The organism is Alteromonas sp. S015 (assembly GCF_036864485.1).
Taxonomy (GTDB): domain Bacteria; phylum Pseudomonadota; class Gammaproteobacteria; order Enterobacterales; family Alteromonadaceae; genus Alteromonas.
Genome location: NZ_JAZETO010000001.1, coordinates 513870 through 533283, shown reverse-complemented (window position 1 = coordinate 533283; position 19414 = coordinate 513870). Strand labels below are relative to the sequence as shown.

Genomic DNA, 19414 nt, shown 5'->3' with positions numbered 1-19414 from the left:
TAGGTTTTTATACAAGGGCGATGTCTTTTTGAGCAGTAGGATTTACACATAAGTGGGTCTTAGCCAATGACTGAAATAATAAAAAGGGAATTTAATGAAACAAGATTCAGCAAGCACACGTACTCTGCGAATCTCACTACTAATTTCAACTATATTCTCTGCATCTGTTTGGGCTATTCCGAATCAACCTGAATGCGCAGACGAAGATTGTTCACTTGCTAAGCTGAATACACTTCGAGCTTTGGCGTCCAGAGGTCATGAGCAAACCAGCTTCTCCCTTGGCCACATCTTTATGAATCCCGAATCTGGGTAAAGACAGATTTAGAAAATGCCTATTATTACTTTGATAAGTCTGCGAAACAGGGCTTCCTGCCAGCTTACCGACAAGCAGCGGGGATGGCTGCACAGGGAATTGGTACACAAAAGAATATGGCTGAAGCCAAGCGATTGATGAAATTTGCTGCAGATGAAGGCGTTAATAGAACGGCAGAGGAATATGCTGTTCTCGTCTTTTCTGATAATGAATCTACCGACGAAGAAAAAGCGACTGCGGTTGAATTTTTGGAAGCCGAAGTTGAAGAAGGAATGAGCTACCTCGCTAACTATGTATTAGCCGTTCTTTATATCAATGGAGACTTTGTGGAAAAGGATATGGTGAAAGCGAAGTCTCTATTAGCATTTCCAGCGTCAGGTAAATACGCCAATTCTGTAGAGCTACTTCAACAATTAAGTGGAGAGAAAGTTATAGCGCAGGATAATGAGAACCCTAAGTCTACTGCTGGTCTCGATAGCAGCATTGAAACTATTACGGTGACTGGAATTAGTATCAATATGGGCGATGTTCACGGGTTGATGCTAAGTGAACTCAGAAAGCACCATGGGCAAACGGGAAGCAGGATAAAAGGGAATGGTTGCAAAAGAGGTGACCCTCAGTGTGTTATCCTAGATAGTGGTTCAATACGAACGCCAACATTTTGGCAAGTTGGTACCACTAGGTAACTAAATTAAAAACACTCATTAAAGCGTTAGGAAGCCATACTTAGTATTGAAGTTTGGCTTTTTTTATATTTTTTAAAAATCACCCACAAAAATATTGTGGATACCCTTGATCACCCTAAATCTAGCCCCATAACTAAGCGCAACAGACTCATTCCCAATAATTTTAACGTTATTGGGCAATGCCTAATTAAGAAAAACGTTTGGAGGTAGGCATGAGCGATAATCGCGACGTGCAGGCAGAACAAGAAAATTCAGTTGATGAAACTGTACAAGGCGCAGAAGAAGCGCAGGTAGAAACGTCAGAAGCAGAAGGCGTAGAACTAGATGAAAATGCACAGCGCATTTATGAACTAGAAACCGCACTCTCTGAAGCCCAAGCTACGATTAAAGAGCAGCAAGATGGTGTGCTTCGCGCACGTGCAGACGCTGACAACGCACGTCGTCGTGCTGAAGGTGAGGTTGAAAAGGCACGTAAATTTGCCCTTGAGCGCTTTGCTGGCGAATTGCTTCCGGTTATCGACAACCTAGAACGCGCAATCGAAATGACCGATGGCGACAATGAAGCGGTTAAGCCGCTTTTAGAAGGTGTGGAAATGACCCACAAAACTTTCTTAAGCACTATTGAGAAATTTGGATTAAGCCTTATTGATCCGCAGGGCGAAACCTTCAACCCTGACTTGCACCAGGCAATGTCTATGCAAGAAAGTGCAGACCACGAGCCAAATACAGTAATGGCGGTTATGCAGAAAGGTTATCAAATTAATGGTCGTTTGCTACGTCCTGCCATGGTTATGGTATCGCGTGCGCCAAGCGGCGGTGTAGATACGCAGGCCTAAGACGCTTTTTGCGACGAACACACAAAAATGCCAGTTTTTTTACTGGCATCTATTGAAAAGACGGGGAATAACCCCACTAAAAGTACAGTATTAAGAAAATCATTCGGAGACACGAAATGGGTAGAATCATTGGTATCGATTTAGGTACAACGAATTCATGTGTCGCAGTTCTAGACGGCGACAAACCTCGCGTAATTGAAAACGCGGAAGGCGATCGTACAACACCATCAATCATCGCTTATACAAACGATGGTGAAACACTTGTAGGTCAATCAGCGAAGCGTCAGGCGGTTACTAACCCTGAAAACACCTTATTCGCTATCAAGCGTCTAATTGGTCGTCGCTTCCAAGATAAAGAAGTACAGCGCGACATCGACATCATGCCTTTCAAAATCGTAGGTGCTGATAACGGTGATGCATGGGTAGAAGCGAAAGGCGAGAAAATGGCGCCTCCGCAGATTTCTGCTGAAGTACTTAAGAAAATGAAAAAGACCGCTGAAGATTATCTTGGCGAAGAAGTAACAGGCGCAGTTATCACTGTACCGGCTTACTTCAATGACTCTCAGCGTCAAGCAACTAAAGATGCGGGTCGTATCGCAGGTCTTGAAGTTAAGCGTATTATCAACGAGCCAACTGCTGCTGCTCTTGCCTATGGCATGGACAAAAAGCAAGGCGACAACGTTGTTGCAGTATACGACCTAGGTGGTGGTACTTTCGATATTTCTATCATCGAAATCGATGAAGTAGACGGCGAGCACACTTTTGAAGTACTAGCAACTAACGGTGATACTCACCTTGGTGGTGAAGACTTCGATAACCGCGTTATCAACTACCTAGTTGAAGAATTCAAGAAAGACCAAGGCATCGATCTTCGTAAAGACCCACTTGCTATGCAGCGTCTTAAAGAAGCCGGTGAAAAAGCGAAGATTGAGCTTTCTTCTTCACAACAGACTGAAGTTAACCTGCCATACATCACTGCTGATGCAACAGGTCCTAAGCACTTAGCTATTAAGCTTACTCGTGCAAAACTTGAGTCTTTGGTTGAAGACCTCGTTAAGAATTCACTTGAGCCGCTTAAGCAGGCACTAGCTGATTCAGATCTTTCTGTAGGCGACATCAATGACATCATCCTTGTTGGTGGTCAAACGCGTATGCCGCTAGTACAGAAGTATGTAACTGAATTCTTCGGCAAAGAGCCACGTAAAGACGTTAACCCTGATGAAGCAGTAGCAGTAGGTGCGGCAATTCAAGGTGGTGTACTTTCTGGTGACGTTAAAGACGTTCTACTACTAGACGTAACACCTCTGTCTCTAGGTATCGAGACAATGGGTGGCGTAATGACTGCGCTAATCGAGAAGAACACGACGATTCCAACGAAGAAGTCACAAACATTCTCGACAGCGGAAGACAACCAGTCTGCGGTTACTGTACACGTACTACAAGGTGAGCGTAAGCAATCAAGTGGCAACAAGTCTCTTGGTCAGTTTAATCTTGAAGGTATCCGCCCAGCAGCGCGCGGTGTACCGCAAATCGAAGTAACCTTCGACCTAGATGCTGATGGTATCCTACACGTGTCTGCGAAAGATAAAGACACAGGTAAAGAGCAGAAGATCACTATCAAAGCTTCTTCAGGCCTAAGCGATGAAGAAGTAGAAAAAATGGTAGCTGACGCGGAAGCGAACAAAGAAGCTGATAAGAAGTTTGAAGAGCTGATTCAAGCGCGTAACCAAGCTGATGGTATGGTTCACGCCACACGTAAACAGCTTGAAGAAGTCGGCGATGCACTAAGTGCAGAAGACAAAGCGCCAATCGAAGAAGCACTTTCAGCACTTGAAACTGCAGTTAAAGGCGAAGACAAAGCAGAAATCGAAGCGAAAACGCAAGAACTTATTCAAGCGTCTAGCAAGTTGATGGAAGCGGCGCAAGCTCAACAAGCTGCAGCCGGTGGCGCGGAAGGCGCTGAGCAGCAAGCTTCTTCTGGTCAAGCTAACGATGATGTTGTTGACGCAGAATTTGAAGAAGTGAAAGACGACGATAAAAAATAAACTGTTGTGATTAGCCCGGTGCGCCGGGCTGTGTAAGCAGTTCAGGCGCAACAGGAGATTCTTGTTGCGCCTTTGTTGTGTAAATAACTTGGTGTAAATGAGTTGGCGTTGTTAAACAGCCAGTCAGGTTATTTTCACAACAGTCAGATGTAGATTCGATAAGCATCTTATGCTTGTCGACAAAAAGTAGGATATGTAAACGATATGTCGAAACGAGACTACTACGAAGTACTCGGGGTAGATAAAGGCGCAGGCGAACGCGAAATTAAAAAGGCGTACAAAAAGCTTGCGATGAAGTATCACCCTGACCGTACGCAAGGCGATAAAGGCCTGGAAGATAAATTTAAAGAAATCCAGGAAGCCTACGAAATTCTGTCAGATTCGCAGAAACGTGCAGCATACGACCAATACGGCCATGCAGGTGTTGATCCAAACCGCGGTGGTGGCGGCTTCGGTGGTGGTGCCGACTTCGGCGATATCTTTGGTGACGTTTTTGGTGATATCTTTGGCGGCGGTGGTCGCGGTGGACGTCAGTCGCGTGCTCGTCAAGGTTCAGACCTACGTTACAACCTAGAGCTTAGTTTAGAAGAAGCGGTTCGTGGTAAGAGCGTTGATATTCGCGTACCTACGCTGGTTGAATGTGACGTGTGCGATGGGTCAGGAGCGAAAAAAGGTTCTTCACCTAAAACCTGTCCAACCTGTCACGGGAACGGTCAGGTTCAGATGCGTCAAGGTTTCTTCGCTGTACAGCAAACCTGTCCAACGTGTTCAGGCAAGGGCAAAATTATCGAAGATCCTTGCAACAGCTGTCATGGTCATGGTCGTAAAGAAAAGACTAAGACTCTTAACGTTAAGATTCCTGCAGGTGTTGATACCGGTGATCGCATTCGTCTTTCTGGCGAAGGTGAAGCGGGCGAGAATGGTGCACCAGCCGGTGACTTGTACGTTCAAGTGCACGTTCGTGAGCATGATATCTTTAAGCGCGATGGCAACAACTTGTACTGTGAAGTACCGCTAAGCTTCACTACGGCAGCCCTCGGTGGCGAGCTAGAAGTGCCAACGTTAGATGGTAAAGTTAAGCTGAAAATCAGCCCTGAAACCCAGACTGGCCGTATGTTCCGCCTACGCGGTAAAGGAGTTAAGTCAGTTAGAAGTGGTGCCATGGGCGACTTGATGTGTAAGGTTGTGGTGGAAACGCCAGTAAACTTGTCGTCACGCCAAAAAGAACTTTTGCAAGAGCTAGAAGAGTCCATGGGTAGAGCGTCAAGCAAGCACAGTCCGAAGGCGCAGGGCTTTTTTGATGGCGTTAAAAAGTTCTTTGATGATCTCACCAACTAATTAAATCGTTCAAGCGCCAAATTTCGTAAAAGCCCTCACCATGAGGGCTTTTTATACCAATCCGCATAGATCATTCAAATCTAGATTCTAACAAACACTGATATCATTTCCATCTGACAGTGAAGCCGCTTCTCGCTTACGTTTTGGCCGGTTTTGTGGGCGTTTATCTTTGCTTTACTCTGTTTTACCGTTATTAATGTTGCGCTTCGCGCTACTATTCGTCACGATGAGTAAAAACTATAGCGTGTTAACTTTCTCTGTGAATATGTACTGAAAAGTAAACATGCTAATACAGACCATTCAACAATAACTATTCGAGTAAGGGAACAGGCATGATTTTTTCTCGTAAAGCAATCGTTGCTACAATGATATCAGGTGCATTAGCGTCTAGCCCATTGTTTGCGGCAGAGGTAGTAGAAGCTTCATCGGCTAAGCACGCTAAAGCCGCGACTCAGTATCGTCAGGCTATTTTTCAATTAGTACGCAGTAATATGGGGCCGTTAGGTGGAATGGCAAAAGGTGCATTACCTTTTGACGAAAGCGTTATGGAAACAAATGCGGTACGTCTAGAACAACTTGCTGAAATGATGGGCGATTACTTATCAGTCGATACGCGTAAGTTTGATGTTGAAACTGGCGCGAAAGATGAAATCTGGATAAATTTTTCAGATGTCGAAAAGAAAGTAATGGCGCTTAAAACGGCAGCGCAAGGACTTCAGGCAGCTGTTGCATCCGGCGATGAAAGCGCATATCGAGGTGCTATCGGTAAAATTGGCGCAAGTTGTAAATCATGTCATGACGACTATAAGAAAGACTAGACTGAATTTGTTTTTCAAAATATGAAAGCGCTCTGATATTGGGTCAGTAAATATGAGTTTATTTCATAGTACTGACCCAAAGCCTCATTTAATATTACGGCGTGTTACTTGGTATTTTATATTGCGCTCATACAGATAAGTTGAGAGGTTCGCTGAATCTTCAGACTCATAACCTCTCTTAAAAAGTGACTTACTTTTTTCGTTTAGGACTTTAAAAGTAAGAAACATCAAGCATCGCAACACATTTATTGTCGTGAAAATTTGACCTTTCTAAAGTCTTGTAGAACTTGCCTGATAGAGTACGTCGTTAAGTCCAATATGCTGTGGTATATTCGTCGCTGCTTAACATCAGATTTTTGATATGGAGATAAGATGCGACCCTCGCTGACGTATGTAGGCACATTGGACGATGTTGTGGAGCGTTTCCCTTGGCAATTCGACGCGGATATAAACTACTTTAATCAATTGCTCGTGAGAAAGGCTATATTAGGGGAAAAGGTAATCATTAATGACGGGTATCTGCTCAATAATAGTGCGGCAAGGCAAGCTATTTTAAACCCCAGTTGTTCTCCGCTTACTTCGTTGATTGAGCAAGGATTTGTAAGAATATTGTCGCGGAATGCCGATTTAGCTTCCTTACCTGAGAAAATGGCCGACCAAGGTGTTACCAGCTTCAGCGTTTTGAAAAACTCTGCAGAATGGCCAAATCTAAAGCGTGAATTACGCAAATGGCAGCCATTGTTAGAAGAAACAGAGAACTTTATTCCTTGGCCAGATAAACACATCAGTCACGGCTTTGATCAAATGATCATGCGTTTGGCTCAACGTACACCAGAAGAATTATCAATAGGCAATGTCAGCCTCGACCAATGGCGCCGAGTTTTCGATTTATATGAAAATTTAAATCGATATGATAAAGAGGCTACCCGAACACGTTGGGAAACTGCGGTCACAGAGTGCCTAGCTGATAACCAACAAGGTCGTCTATCTATGATGCACCTCGCTTGTGAAGCTTATCATTATAACTTCGGTGTTTGCTTAGGTAGCCAGCCATCTTTGTCTAAGCAGCAAATTTTAGTTGAAACACGGTTTAGCTCAGCATTTTCTGATTTATCTAAAGTTGACCAAGCTTTGCAAATGCAGCACGTCTCAATCCCCGGGTTGCGAGTACCCCAAAACATATCAATGAATAGCGGGCCGAAATGGGCGGAACTGGTATCTCCGTTTAGCGATGTCGGCAAACAGTTGAGAGCATACCGTCAAGCTCAAGATGACTATTTTTCCGGGCAAGGTACAGAAGAGCACTTAACTGCTGAGGCTCGAGCCTATTCAAAGCAGCTATCAACATTGTTTGGTGAAAAGCAGTCGGATTCGGCAGTTGCTAGGGTGGCAATTGGTGTAGGCTTTTTCGCTGCAGGTCTTATGGCTGCAGGCCCAGAAGTGGCGGCAGTCCTTTGGCTGACAGAAAATTATTTATATCCGACAATCACTCGTAAATTTAAACTGCGCGACCGCGAATTTTTTAATAAAAATACAACCCTTCCAACGCAAACTGTCTCTAGCGCGCTAAGCTCAGTAGTGTTAGATCCTGTTCAGGTAAATGAACTTGCAAGTACTATCCCTGATTTTAAATAGGTAATGCTTATCTAAGAAAAACACGCTTTTCGTTTGAGACGCTTTAATGTTCCTGCTGGAAAGTTGAATAAATTTTGTGCTATGTTATAGGCTCAGGTTTGGTGATGATTTATTGCGACAAGGTGCTAATGTAGGAACTAAAACGTCGTAAATCCAGCCCTTTAAACGTATAAGGCAGTTCGTAAAAAACTGAAGCAGCAAAACTTGTAAACCGCTTAAAACCACGACACAACTCAGCATCCTTTTAATGTCGTGCTGCTATCGTTTGTGATGAATTCGATAAGATATAAAAAGGTTTGCTTAGATGGATTTACGCAGTGAACGCATGTTGTCAACCATGCGCACAACACAACAAAACATTTCTGTATTGCTTGATGAAAGTCGAAAGAAAACAGAAGCGCTATGCGTTTTATTAGCCTCGGTAAACCCAAGCAACGGAAGAGCAACAATATTATCTTGCGATGTAAATCATCCGTCACTGGAAGCGGAGAGTATTGTTTTTCCCTCCCATGTGCTGCTGATGCTCCCGCTCACACCTTTAAGTGCTCCCATTCCTAGCAAAGATTTTATTTTCCCACTATCGCTTGATCTTTATGCCGATAGCCATGTTGTCGTTGCTACTGTAAGGGATATGCTAGATGAAGTGATGGGCGTGATTCTAACTTTTGTACACCATTGCGTACTGAGTCCTCTACAACAAACGTTGATAGATATTACGCGCCAAAAAGTAGAGCTAAATTATCAATATGAGCTCGCGCGTCACCCATACTCAGACAAGTTATCCGAGCAGCTTGCCTTGTTAGAGGAGGTAAGTTCAATCTCTAAAGTGGGCGCGTGGGAAATTGACAGGTTCACTGGAGGACTTTCTTTAACTGAGGCGATGAGAGCGTTATTAGGTGTACCCCGCGTAAAAAGTGTGAGTCTTAACGAAGTACTCGAAATGCTATGTTCAAGTGATAGAAAAGGCCTGATACATCGAGTTTTTAAAGCACTCAGAGGAAGCAGAGAGTTCGTAAAACACTTTGAATTTCAAGATAAATTGGGTCGTAGGAAAAGTATAAAACTAACTGTGTTTCTACAAGTCCAACGAGGGAGCGTTGGCGGCATTAAACTCACCCGCCTTTATGGCGCTGTGCAGGACGAAACTGAAATACAACGTTTGTCTGACTCACAGCATAGTTACACAGATTATCTTGTCAGTTTGCTGAATAATGTGGATTGTGTGGTGCTAAGTATTGATGAACATGGCACTATTTTGACTGCAAATGAACGCGTTTACTCTTTGTTGGGCTTTGAGTCTGAGGAGCTTATTGGCCAAGATATAAAAATAATATCAAGCAAGGCACAAAATAAAAACAGTCCCTCTCGTTTTTTTGATTTATCAGCAGGTTTAGTATTGTGTAGTGAAACTGGCTCGGTGAATGAATGCCTTCGGCATAAAAATGGCAAACGCATCGCTTGTGAAGTTAGTTTGTCAAGATGCTCTGTGCATAATCAGCAGCTAATAGTCGCATCAGTGCGCGATATCACTAATCGGAACTACGAAATTGAGCATTACAAACAACTTGCCTTAACCGATATGGTGACACGCCTACCAAATGTAAATCAATTTGAACGTTACCTTGCTGAAAAAGCCAATAATGATAAATCATCTAAGCTATTTGCTACTTTTGTGCGTGTAGCTGTCTGTAATATAAGAGAATACGAAAATCCGCTTGGGGAACCAACGATGGATTACATTCTGCGAATTCTGGCTAGTCGCTTTATTCGTGTATTTGAAACTAATAAGCACGCTTCAGCCAGTATATTCAAATGTGAGAGAGACGCCTTTTACATTCACCTTCATCAATATTATAGCCATGAAGCGTTACCGCTAAACGCAGCTCATGATTGCGCCAACCTCATTCGCGATCATGTGCTAGCGCCAATAACGCTCCACAACAGCCTCTTAGACATTGAAACACAAACAACTAGTTGCACTGTTCCGGCAAAGCATTTTTCGTATAAGAAGATAAAAGCTCTGTTATCGAGAAAGCCATTAAGAGAAACGAAAGGTGTCCCTATTTTTCAATCTGGCCACGCGTATTTCCACGTTAATCCAAGTGATATCGAGCGGTACAATTACATAAAAAACTCTCTAAGCAGAGCAATTTCCAACAACGAGTTTTATGTTGAACTTCAACCTCAATATGACGTAAATCACAACGTTACTAGTTCAGAGGTCTTGTTAAGGTGGGAGCATCCTCATATGGGCGCTGTAAGCCCTTCTGAATTCATACCCATTGCTGAAGAGAATGACTTTATTGCTGAACTCGGTTTGTGGGTGTGCAACGAAGCCTGCAGGTTACTTAATGAATGTCAGTCGATAAAAGTTAAAACTAAGTTGTCTATTAATATCAGCACAATACATTTAGCGCGAGCCGATTTTGTGAGTAAGTTTGCTGAGACAGTTAATAAGTGGCGAGTATCGTACAGAGATTTGACTCTAGAGCTTAACGAAGGTGCATTAGTAAGAGGTGTGAGTATTATTCAACGTCGCGTGAGAGAACTGGCGGAGAAAGGATGCAGTCTATCTATTGACGATTTTGGCCTTGGTGGCTCAAGTCTAAATTACCTTCAAAATTTGCCAATTACTGAGCTGAAAGTAGACAGAACATTTGTAAAAGCAATGGAAGGTTCGCAGCAAAAAGCGCTGTTAGTTACAAGTATTTGCAATATGGCAAAAGCACTACATTTGAACATAGTCGCCGAGGGGATAGAGACAACGGGCCAACTAAATAAAGCTATGGCGTGTGGTTGCAGTGCCTTTCAGGGATATTACTTAGATAAACCCATGAGTGTAGATAATTGGAAAGACAAAATTTTTGAGGCGCAACATAAAGAAGATACTTAACTTTTGGCAGTACAGCGCTTACGAAAGGATGTAGTTAAATAGCTGCTACTCTGCGTCTACTTTCTGTTTGTTAATATTTAAATTTATGTAAATCAATTTGTTAGTCTATCTACGCCTGAAGTCTTATTAGTAGACATAACGTAACTATCGTAGGGTGTTGATAAAACCTACTCAGGACATGGTTATGACTTATAAAAATGAATACATTGCCTCGACCCAGCACCCCGATGAGTTTTGGTTAGAACAAGCACGAAAAATAGCGTGGTTTCAACCTCCTCATAAAGGATGTCAGCCTACAGATAACGGTTACTACGACTGGTTTAGGGGAGGACAGCTTAACACCAGTTATTTAGCGCTTGATCATCATATAGAAAATGGTCGCGGCGATAAAACTGCGCTTATTTATGATTCACCTGTTACACAAACTACTGAGTATTTTACTTATAAAGAGTTACTAAACCGCGTTGCCGAGTTTGCAGGCGGCTTATCTCGCCTGGGTGTGACGAAAGGCGACCGTGTGATCATCTACATGCCCATGATCCCGCAAGCGGCTATCGCGATGCTTGCTTGTGCTCGTTTGGGGGCAGTACATTCTGTGGTATTTGGTGGCTTTGCCGCTAACGAGCTCGCCGTTCGAATAGACGACGCAAAACCGGTCGTTATCGTTACCGCGTCGTGTGGTATTGAGGGCAGCAAAGTTTTACCTTACAAACCGCTTGTTGACGAAGCGGTATCCCTAGCAGAGCACAAGCCGCAGGCATGTGTCATGTTCCAACGAGCTCAGTTTAGAGCCGAATTAAATAAAACAAATGACTATGATTGGCGCTCTCTGGTTGAAGATAGCGAGCCAGCTCCTCCTGTAGCCGTTGATGCAACTGATCCGCTTTATGTTCTTTACACTTCGGGGACGACTGGAAAGCCCAAAGGCGTTGTTCGGGATAATGGCGGGCACGCGGTAGCTCTTCACTATTCGATGGGGGCTATTTATGGCATTAGCGAGGACAATACGTTTTGGGCTGCCTCTGACGTTGGTTGGGTGGTGGGTCACTCATACATTGTTTATGGTCCGCTTATAAAAGGGGCAACGACGGTATTGTATGAGGGAAAGCCTATTGGCACTCCTGATGCTGGTGCATTTTGGCGTGTGATCGCGTCTCACAAAGTGAATGTGCTTTTTGCGGCACCAACAGCATTTCGAGCCATACGAAAAGCGGATCCTGATGCTAAGTTTTTATCCAAATATGACATCTCGAGCTTACGTACCCTATTTATGGCGGGAGAGCGTTTAGATCCGCCTACTTATTACTGGGCTAGCGAGAAGGTTGGTGTACCTGTCATTGACCATTGGTGGCAAACCGAAACAGGTTGGCCAATCTGTTCAAATCCCATGGGACTCGAACCCATTGCCACGAAACCTGGTTCATCAAGCGTGCCTACCCCTGGCTTTAATGTGAAAGTGCTACAAAGTGCCGAAAAACCGCAAAAAAACGGCGAGAAAGGTGCTATTGCTATTAAGTTACCATTACCTCCGGGCTGTTTGACAACTATTTGGCAAGACCATAAAAGGTTTACTGATGGCTATTTACGAGAGTTTGAAGGGTATTACAGTACCGGAGATAACGGTTATGTAGATGAAGACGGTTACGTATTCATTATGGGCCGTACCGACGATGTTATAAACGTTGCCGGGCACCGCTTATCTACTGGCGAAATGGAAGAAGTACTTGCTGCGCACCCAGCAGTTGCTGAATGCAGCGTGATAGGTATTCATGATGCGCTAAAAGGACAGTTACCCGTGGGGTTAGTATTGTTAAAAGACGGTATTACCGTTGATGAACAAGAGCTAGAACAAGATTTAGTTCAACGAGTTCGTGAGCAAATAGGGCCAGTAGCTTGCTTTAAGCGAGCCATCGTTGTCAATCGTTTGCCCAAAACCCGGTCAGGGAAAATACTTCGAAAACTACTACGCCAAATTGCAGCCAATGAACCCGTTGCCGTGCCCTCAACCATTGATGATCCGTCGAGTGTAAGGGAGATAGAATCGTTAATGCGAGATAAGGGGTTGGTTAGCGAACCAGGCGCTGTTTAACATAAGGTGCTTAGTTGCAATACATTTTCCTAAGATATAAAGGGGCGTTCGCCCCTTTATATCTTTTTACTCTGTGTCTAGGCGTGTTGGTTAATAAACCTTGAACGCGGCACCGGAGAATACCTAGTAGTAATATTCATCTACCTGTGGCGTTGGCGGATACACTTCAATAGCTACATATACCGCTACCGCTGCAATGAGCGCCACAATAAGGGCACGTAGAATTCGCGAGTTAGTAATACCTGCTGTCTCTGACTCCTTATTGCCATGCACCATGGCGGGAACCAATTTTTGCTTCTTATACACGCTGTAAAATATTACCGCACCTATATGAAGTGCGATAATGTAAAGTAACACATCAAAGGCAAGGTGATGCAGAGTGTTCATTAGCGCTAGTGTTTCTTCTCCGGCTAACTGGCGATAGGGGCCGTCTAAGAAAATATCATCTGTCATGAACAATCCCGATACCGCTTGTATGGCTAGCAACACTAGCATAATCACGACAAACCATCCGCCTAAAGGGTTGTGGCCAATAGCGGGTTCTGACTGCCTATTAAATAAGGTTTTTATATAATTGAAAACCTTTCTGGGACCAGTAATAAAGCTACTGAACTTTGCGTGTTGCGTACCAACAAATCCCCAGATTATGCGGAAGACGATAAGGAATAAGGTGAAGTACCCAATATAAAAGTGCCACTGCACTTTGTTTTCAAGCCATTCTACTGTTGCATATTGCGCTAAAAGGCTCGCTACAATAAGCCAGTGAAAAAGCCGGGTGGGAATATCCCAAACAAGAGTTTTTTGCATAGTAAATTTAGTCGCGTTGTATTTGACCTATCCACACTTGCCGTGCGGCGGTGACGAATAAGTACTCAGTCATCTGTTAGTTGCCATAGCGTCGCTTAACTTACTCTATAAAACAAGTAGGCCCAACGGCAGAAAACCTCTATTTGTCCTAAGCATCGTGTACTGAAATTTTTTCTTTTCATCCGAGCCTGAAGTTTTGCCAATGATCTATGCGGTTTGGTATTAGTTGAATCTCACAGATTCCTTATTATGCTTATTTAATTTGAAACTCACATTGCAATAGTGACGGCATTTGGCAAAATGCCTCACAGTTGAAGGTTTATAAAAGTGTAAAACGAAAAAATGAAAGTAGGATTATTTGGCGCCAACGGGCGTATGGGACGCGTTTTAGTTGAAGCGCTAGATTTGAATGAAGATGCAGAACTTAGCGTGGCAACGGTACGCGATGATTCACCTTGGGTAGGACTAAATGTAGGTGAACTGGCTGGAATTGGTAAAAAAGATGTCGATTGCACTGCGCTATCAGATTTAAGTGGTAATGATGCGGATGTGATGATCGACTTCACCCTACCTTCGGTTATTGAAAGTAATCTTACGTGGTGCGTGAAAAATAAAATGCCTGTCGTAATCGGTACAACCGGTTTGAACGATGCCCAGTTATCAGCCTTAGACGAAGCAGCAAAGCATATACCTATCGTGTTTGCTGCTAATTACAGCGTAGGCGTTAACTTAATGCTTTCGCTAGTTCGTCAGGCGGCGAGTGTATTAGGTGAAACCGCTGATATCGAAATAACAGAGGCGCACCACAGATTTAAACAAGACGCGCCCTCAGGTACAGCCATGGCCATTGGTGAAGCCATTGCAGACGAATTAGGTCGTGATTTAAAAACCTGCGCAGTATACGGCAGGGAAGGAAAAGAGCCTGAACGCGACCAAGGTACCATTGGCTTTGCCACTATTCGTGCCGGAGACATTGTCGGTGAACACACCGCCTTGTTTGCAGATATTGGTGAGCGTCTAGAGATCACGCACAAGGCGTCTAGCCGACTTACTTTTGCGAAAGGTGCAGTACACGCGGCAAAGTGGTTGAATGGTAAAGAGCCTGGTCTATACTCGATGGTTGATGTACTAGATTTAAAGCTATAGGCGCTTTTGAAGCTAGCAGGCTGTAGCCAAAAAGCAGGCTAGCTAGAGTGCGTTGCCAAAGTGTTAAACTAAAGTTGCACTTTAAATGAACAATAAGCTGCACTTTCGGTAGTTCTGCGCAAAAAAGGTGATAAAAGCGGTATTTTAGTAAATTATTACAAATAAATTTGCCATTTTCGGTCAGTGATGTATACTCGCCGGAATTTGCCAGAATTTCGTATTCTGAAGCCGCCAAAATGGCTGAAGAGTGCGGTTTTATTAGCTGCAAAGATCGTAAAACGGGATGTATTGTTATCAATAACTCCCGTTTTTTGTGGGGTTTGTGCAGAAAACTGCACAAACACATAGTTATCCTTAATCTGGAGGTTGACTTGGCTAATTCTGCCCTTTTGGTGTTAGAGGATGGTTCTGTTTTTAAAGGTACGGCGATAGGCGCTACAGGCTCCGCCGTTGGGGAAGTCGTTTTTAATACTTCCATGACCGGCTATCAAGAAATTCTCACCGACCCATCCTACGCTGAACAACTCATCACCCTTACTTATCCACACATTGGCAACACCGGCACTAACGAAGAAGACGTCGAAGCAGATAAAATCTGGTCGAAAGGTCTAATCATCCGTGACCTACCTCTTGTTGCTAGTAACTTTCGTCAACAGCAAACTTTGTCTGAATACCTTAAAGCGAAAGGCGTTGTGGGTATTGCCGACATTGATACACGTCGCTTAACGCGTATCTTGCGAGACAAAGGTGCACAAAATGGCTGCATTATTTGCTCTGATGAATTAGACGAGTCTAGCGCGCTAGCGCAAGCAAAAGCTTTCCCTGGCCTTAAAGGTATGGATTTGGCAAAAGTAGTGAGCATCACTGAGCTAAAAACATGGACCGAAGGCAGCTGGGTACTTGGCAAAGGCTACGTAACACCAAGCGAGTTCAAATATCACGTTGTTGCTTACGACTACGGTGTGAAAAATAACATTCTTCGTATGCTAGCTGACCGCGGTTGTAAAGTTACGTTAGTACCCGCGCAAACGCCTGCAGAAGATGTGCTAGCCATGAATCCTGACGGTGTATTTTTGTCAAATGGCCCGGGCGACCCAGAGCCATGTGACTACGCGGTAACAGCAATCAAAACTATCGTCGAAACCGGTACGCCAGTATTTGGTATTTGTCTTGGTCACCAGCTGCTTGCTATCGCAAGTGGTGCGAAGACAGTGAAGATGAAGTTTGGTCACCACGGTGCAAACCACCCAGTTAAAGACCTTAAGCGCAATGTAGTTATGATCACCAGCCAAAACCACGGTTTTGCTGTCGATGAGTCTAGCTTGCCAGATAACCTAGAAGTAACTCACATTTCGTTGTTCGACAAGTCGTTGCAAGGTATTCACCGCACCGACAAGCCTGCGTTCAGCTTCCAGGGGCACCCTGAAGCCAGTCCAGGTCCTCATGAAGCGGCGCCGTTATTCGACCACTTCATCGAACTTATTGAACAACACAAGCAGTAGGAATTAGCCAACTATGCCAAAACGTACCGACATACAAAGTATTCTTATCATTGGTGCTGGCCCTATTGTTATTGGCCAGGCTTGTGAATTCGATTATTCAGGCGCGCAAGCGTGCAAAGCTCTTCGTGAAGAAGGCTACCGTGTTATTTTGGTTAACTCTAACCCAGCTACCATTATGACCGACCCAGAAATGGCAGATGCGACTTACATCGAGCCTATTCACTGGGAAGTGGTTCGCAAAATCATCGAAAAAGAACGCCCAGATGCCATCTTACCTACAATGGGTGGTCAAACTGCACTTAACTGTGCGCTAGAGCTAGACAAGCAGGGCGTACTTGAAGAGTTTGGTTGTGAACTTATCGGTGCAACGGCAGACGCCATCGATAAAGCAGAAAACCGTGAACGCTTTGATAAAGCGATGAAAAACATCGGCCTTGAGTGTCCGCGTGCGGAAATCGCGCACAGCATGGATGAAGCGCACGATGTGTTAAGCCGTATCGGCTTCCCTTGTATTATCCGTCCATCTTTCACCATGGGTGGAACCGGCGGCGGTATCGCGTACAACATTGATGAATTCAATGAAATTTGTCACCGCGGCTTAGATCTTTCTCCCACCAACGAGCTTCTAATTGACGAGTCGCTTTTGGGATGGAAAGAGTACGAAATGGAAGTGGTGCGCGATAAAGCCGATAACTGCATTATTGTATGTACTATCGAAAACTTCGACCCAATGGGCGTGCATACTGGTGACTCTATCACAGTTGCTCCTGCACAAACCCTGACTGACAAAGAATTCCAGCTAATGCGTAATGCCGCAATGGCTGTACTGCGTGAGATTGGTGTTGAAACCGGTGGTTCAAACGTACAGTTCGGTGTAGATCCGAAAACTGGCCGTGTAGTTATCATCGAAATGAACCCTCGTGTATCCCGTTCATCTGCGCTTGCTTCAAAGGCAACAGGCTTTCCAATTGCCAAAGTAGCTGCAAAACTTGCGGTAGGTTATACATTAGATGAACTGGCAAATGACATTACCGGTGGTCTAACACCAGCGTCGTTCGAGCCGTCTATCGACTACGTGGTCACTAAGATCCCTCGCTTTAACTTTGAAAAGTTTGCCGGTGCTAACGACCGCCTAACTACCCAAATGAAGTCGGTAGGTGAGGTGATGGCCATTGGACGTAACCAGCAAGAGTCACTTCAAAAAGCCCTTCGTGGTCTTGAGGTAGGTGCAACAGGTTTGAACCCAATGGTTGACCTTGAAGACCCTGAATCACGCAATAAAGTGGTTTATGAACTTCGTCAACCTGGTGCAGAGCGCATTTGGTACATCGGTGATGCATTCCGTATGGGCATGACGGTTGAAGAGGTATTTAACCTTACTAATATCGACCGCTGGTACCTTGTACAGCTTGAAGATCTTATTCTTCTTGAAGCAAAAGTAGCAGAGTTGGGTTTACCGAGTATTGATGCTGACTTTATGCGTGCACTTAAGCGTAAAGGCTTCTCTGATGCGCGTCTAGCTGAGCTAACCAAAGTGGCAGAAAGCGATATTCGTGAAACTCGTCGCGGGTTTGGTATTTCTCCTGTTTACAAGCGTGTAGATACTTGTGCTGCAGAATTTTCTACCAGCACCGCTTACATGTACTCTACGTATGACGAAGAGTGTGAAGCAGCGCCCACTGACAAAGAAAAAATCATGGTATTGGGCGGTGGTCCAAACCGCATTGGTCAAGGTATTGAATTCGACTATTGCTGTGTTCACGCGGCGCTTTCAATGCGTGAAGACGGTTACGAAACCATTATGGTTAACTGTAACCCTGAAACAGTTTCTACCGATTACGACACATCAGACCGCCTGTACTTTGAGCCAGTAACGCTTGAAGACGTTCTTGAAATTGTTGCTAAAGAGCAGCCAAAAGGCGTTATCGTGCAGTATGGAGGTCAAACGCCACTTAAACTCGCTCGTGCGCTAGAAGCGGCAGGTGTGCCGGTTATTGGTACATCACCAGAAGCGATTGACCGTGCTGAAGACCGTGAGCGTTTCCAGCAAATGGTAAACAAGCTTAATCTTAAGCAACCTGCAAATGCCACGGTTACTAACGTTGAGCAAGCGCTAACTATGGCTGAAGAGATTGGCTTCCCGCTAGTGGTTCGCCCAAGCTACGTGCTAGGTGGTCGTGCGATGGAAATCGTGTATGACATCAAAGACCTTAAGCGTTATCTAAACGAAGCGGTTAAAGTGTCTAACGACGCACCAGTATTGCTAGACCGGTTCTTAGATGATGCTATTGAAGTTGATATCGACGCTATCTGTGACGGTAAAGACGTAGTGATTGGCGGCATCATGGAGCATATCGAACAAGCGGGCGTTCACTCTGGTGACTCTGCGTGTTCATTACCTCCGCACTCGCTATCAAAAGAGATTCAAGACGTGATGCGTGAGCAAGTTAAAGCCATGGCCCTTGAACTTGGCGTAGTCGGTCTGATGAATACACAGTTTGCGATTAAAGACGGTGAAGTATACCTCATCGAGGTTAACCCTCGTGCAGCGCGTACCGTTCCATTTGTGTCTAAGGCAACGGGTGTGCCTCTTGCTAAAGTTGCTGCCCGTGCCATGGCTGGTGTAAGCCTAGCCGAGCAGGGCGTAACAGAAGAAGTGATCCCACCTTTCTACTCTGTGAAAGAAGTGGTGCTTCCTTTTGCCAAGTTCCAAGGTGTTGACCCTCTGTTAGGCCCAGAAATGCGCTCTACGGGTGAAGTAATGGGCGTTGGCGATACTTTTGAAGAAGCCTATGCGAAGGCTAACTTAGGTGCTGGTGCGCCCCTACCTAAGCAAGGTAAAGCGCTTATTTCAGTACGTGATACCGACAAGCCTCGTATGATTGCACTAGCAAAAGCGTTAGTTGAAGCAGGCTTTAGCATTGAAGCTACCCGCGGTACGGCTACCGAGCTTTACGATGCAGGCATTATGAGCACGGTGGTGAACAAAATGTCTGAAGGCCGCCCTAATATTGTTGATGCAATCAAAAATGGCGAATACGCGTATTTGATTAATACAACAGAAGGTCGCCAAGCCATCACAGACTCAGTGTACATTCGTCGTGAAGCCTTGGTAAACAAGGTGACTTACACGACCACGATGAACGCTGCGTTCGCAACTATTCGTGCAAAGTCTGCTGATGACCGCAATAAAGTGGCGTCAGTTCAAGAACTACACGCTAGACTCAAACACTAATGACATACGCTAGGATACGAGGTATCCTAGCAATATTACATTTGTGTGAACGAATAAAAAGTGCGCCTTCG

13 protein-coding genes are annotated in these 19414 nt (G+C 44.6%); 12 read left to right on the top strand and 1 reads right to left on the bottom strand.

The window, feature by feature from the left end:
- Nucleotides 1–94 precede the first annotated feature (94 nt).
- The 9 genes from V7R42_RS02265 (at nucleotide 95) to V7R42_RS02225 (ending at nucleotide 12653) form a co-directional block, all read left to right on the top strand.
- Nucleotides 95–313 carry a hypothetical protein gene (locus V7R42_RS02265; RefSeq protein ID WP_334018618.1) on the top strand — a complete coding sequence of 73 codons (219 nt, stop codon included), beginning with the start codon at nucleotides 95–97 and terminating at the stop codon, nucleotides 311–313.
- Between the two features lie 83 nt (nucleotides 314–396).
- Nucleotides 397–999, top strand: coding sequence for a tetratricopeptide repeat protein (locus V7R42_RS02260; protein WP_334018617.1), 603 nt, complete (start codon nucleotides 397–399; stop codon nucleotides 997–999).
- A 212-nt stretch (nucleotides 1000–1211) separates the two neighbouring features.
- The gene (gene grpE, locus V7R42_RS02255) at nucleotides 1212–1835 is read left to right on the top strand and encodes a nucleotide exchange factor GrpE (RefSeq protein ID WP_118489695.1); all 624 of its coding nucleotides are present in this window, start codon (nucleotides 1212–1214) and stop codon (nucleotides 1833–1835) included.
- Between the two features lie 116 nt (nucleotides 1836–1951).
- Nucleotides 1952–3880 carry a molecular chaperone DnaK gene (gene dnaK, locus V7R42_RS02250; RefSeq protein ID WP_334018616.1) on the top strand — a complete coding sequence of 643 codons (1929 nt, stop codon included), beginning with the start codon at nucleotides 1952–1954 and terminating at the stop codon, nucleotides 3878–3880.
- A gap of 204 nt (nucleotides 3881–4084) precedes the next feature.
- The gene (gene dnaJ / locus V7R42_RS02245) at nucleotides 4085–5218 is read left to right on the top strand and encodes a molecular chaperone DnaJ (protein ID WP_334018615.1); all 1134 of its coding nucleotides are present in this window, start codon (nucleotides 4085–4087) and stop codon (nucleotides 5216–5218) included.
- A gap of 332 nt (nucleotides 5219–5550) precedes the next feature.
- Complete coding sequence (locus V7R42_RS02240; protein ID WP_334018614.1) at nucleotides 5551–6036, top strand: c-type cytochrome; 486 nt, start codon at nucleotides 5551–5553, stop codon at nucleotides 6034–6036.
- Between the two features lie 372 nt (nucleotides 6037–6408).
- Entirely contained in the window at nucleotides 6409–7671 is a 1263-nt protein-coding gene (locus V7R42_RS02235; protein ID WP_334018613.1) for a hypothetical protein, read from the top strand.
- A gap of 304 nt (nucleotides 7672–7975) precedes the next feature.
- On the top strand, nucleotides 7976–10564 hold the full coding sequence (locus V7R42_RS02230) for an EAL domain-containing protein (RefSeq protein WP_334018612.1): 2589 nt from the start codon (nucleotides 7976–7978) through the stop codon (nucleotides 10562–10564).
- Nucleotides 10565–10748: 184 nt separating this feature from the next.
- On the top strand, nucleotides 10749–12653 hold the full coding sequence (locus V7R42_RS02225; RefSeq protein WP_334018611.1) for a propionyl-CoA synthetase: 1905 nt from the start codon (nucleotides 10749–10751) through the stop codon (nucleotides 12651–12653).
- Between the two features lie 123 nt (nucleotides 12654–12776).
- Here V7R42_RS02225 and V7R42_RS02220 read toward each other — a convergent pair whose 3' ends face one another.
- Entirely contained in the window at nucleotides 12777–13460 is a 684-nt protein-coding gene (locus V7R42_RS02220) for a cytochrome b/b6 domain-containing protein (protein ID WP_334018610.1), read from the bottom strand.
- 342 nt (nucleotides 13461–13802) lie between these two features.
- On the opposite strand from V7R42_RS02220, the gene dapB reads away from it, so the two are divergent.
- The 3 genes from dapB (at nucleotide 13803) to carB (ending at nucleotide 19343) form a co-directional block, all read left to right on the top strand.
- Nucleotides 13803–14606, top strand: coding sequence for a 4-hydroxy-tetrahydrodipicolinate reductase (dapB, locus tag V7R42_RS02215; protein WP_334018609.1), 804 nt, complete (start codon nucleotides 13803–13805; stop codon nucleotides 14604–14606).
- A 371-nt stretch (nucleotides 14607–14977) separates the two neighbouring features.
- Nucleotides 14978–16108: a glutamine-hydrolyzing carbamoyl-phosphate synthase small subunit gene (gene carA, locus V7R42_RS02210; RefSeq protein WP_334018608.1), complete on the top strand. Its 1131-nt coding sequence runs from the start codon at nucleotides 14978–14980 to the stop codon at nucleotides 16106–16108.
- Nucleotides 16109–16121: 13 nt separating this feature from the next.
- Entirely contained in the window at nucleotides 16122–19343 is a 3222-nt protein-coding gene (gene carB / locus V7R42_RS02205) for a carbamoyl-phosphate synthase large subunit (RefSeq protein WP_334018607.1), read from the top strand.
- Nucleotides 19344–19414 lie beyond the last annotated feature (71 nt).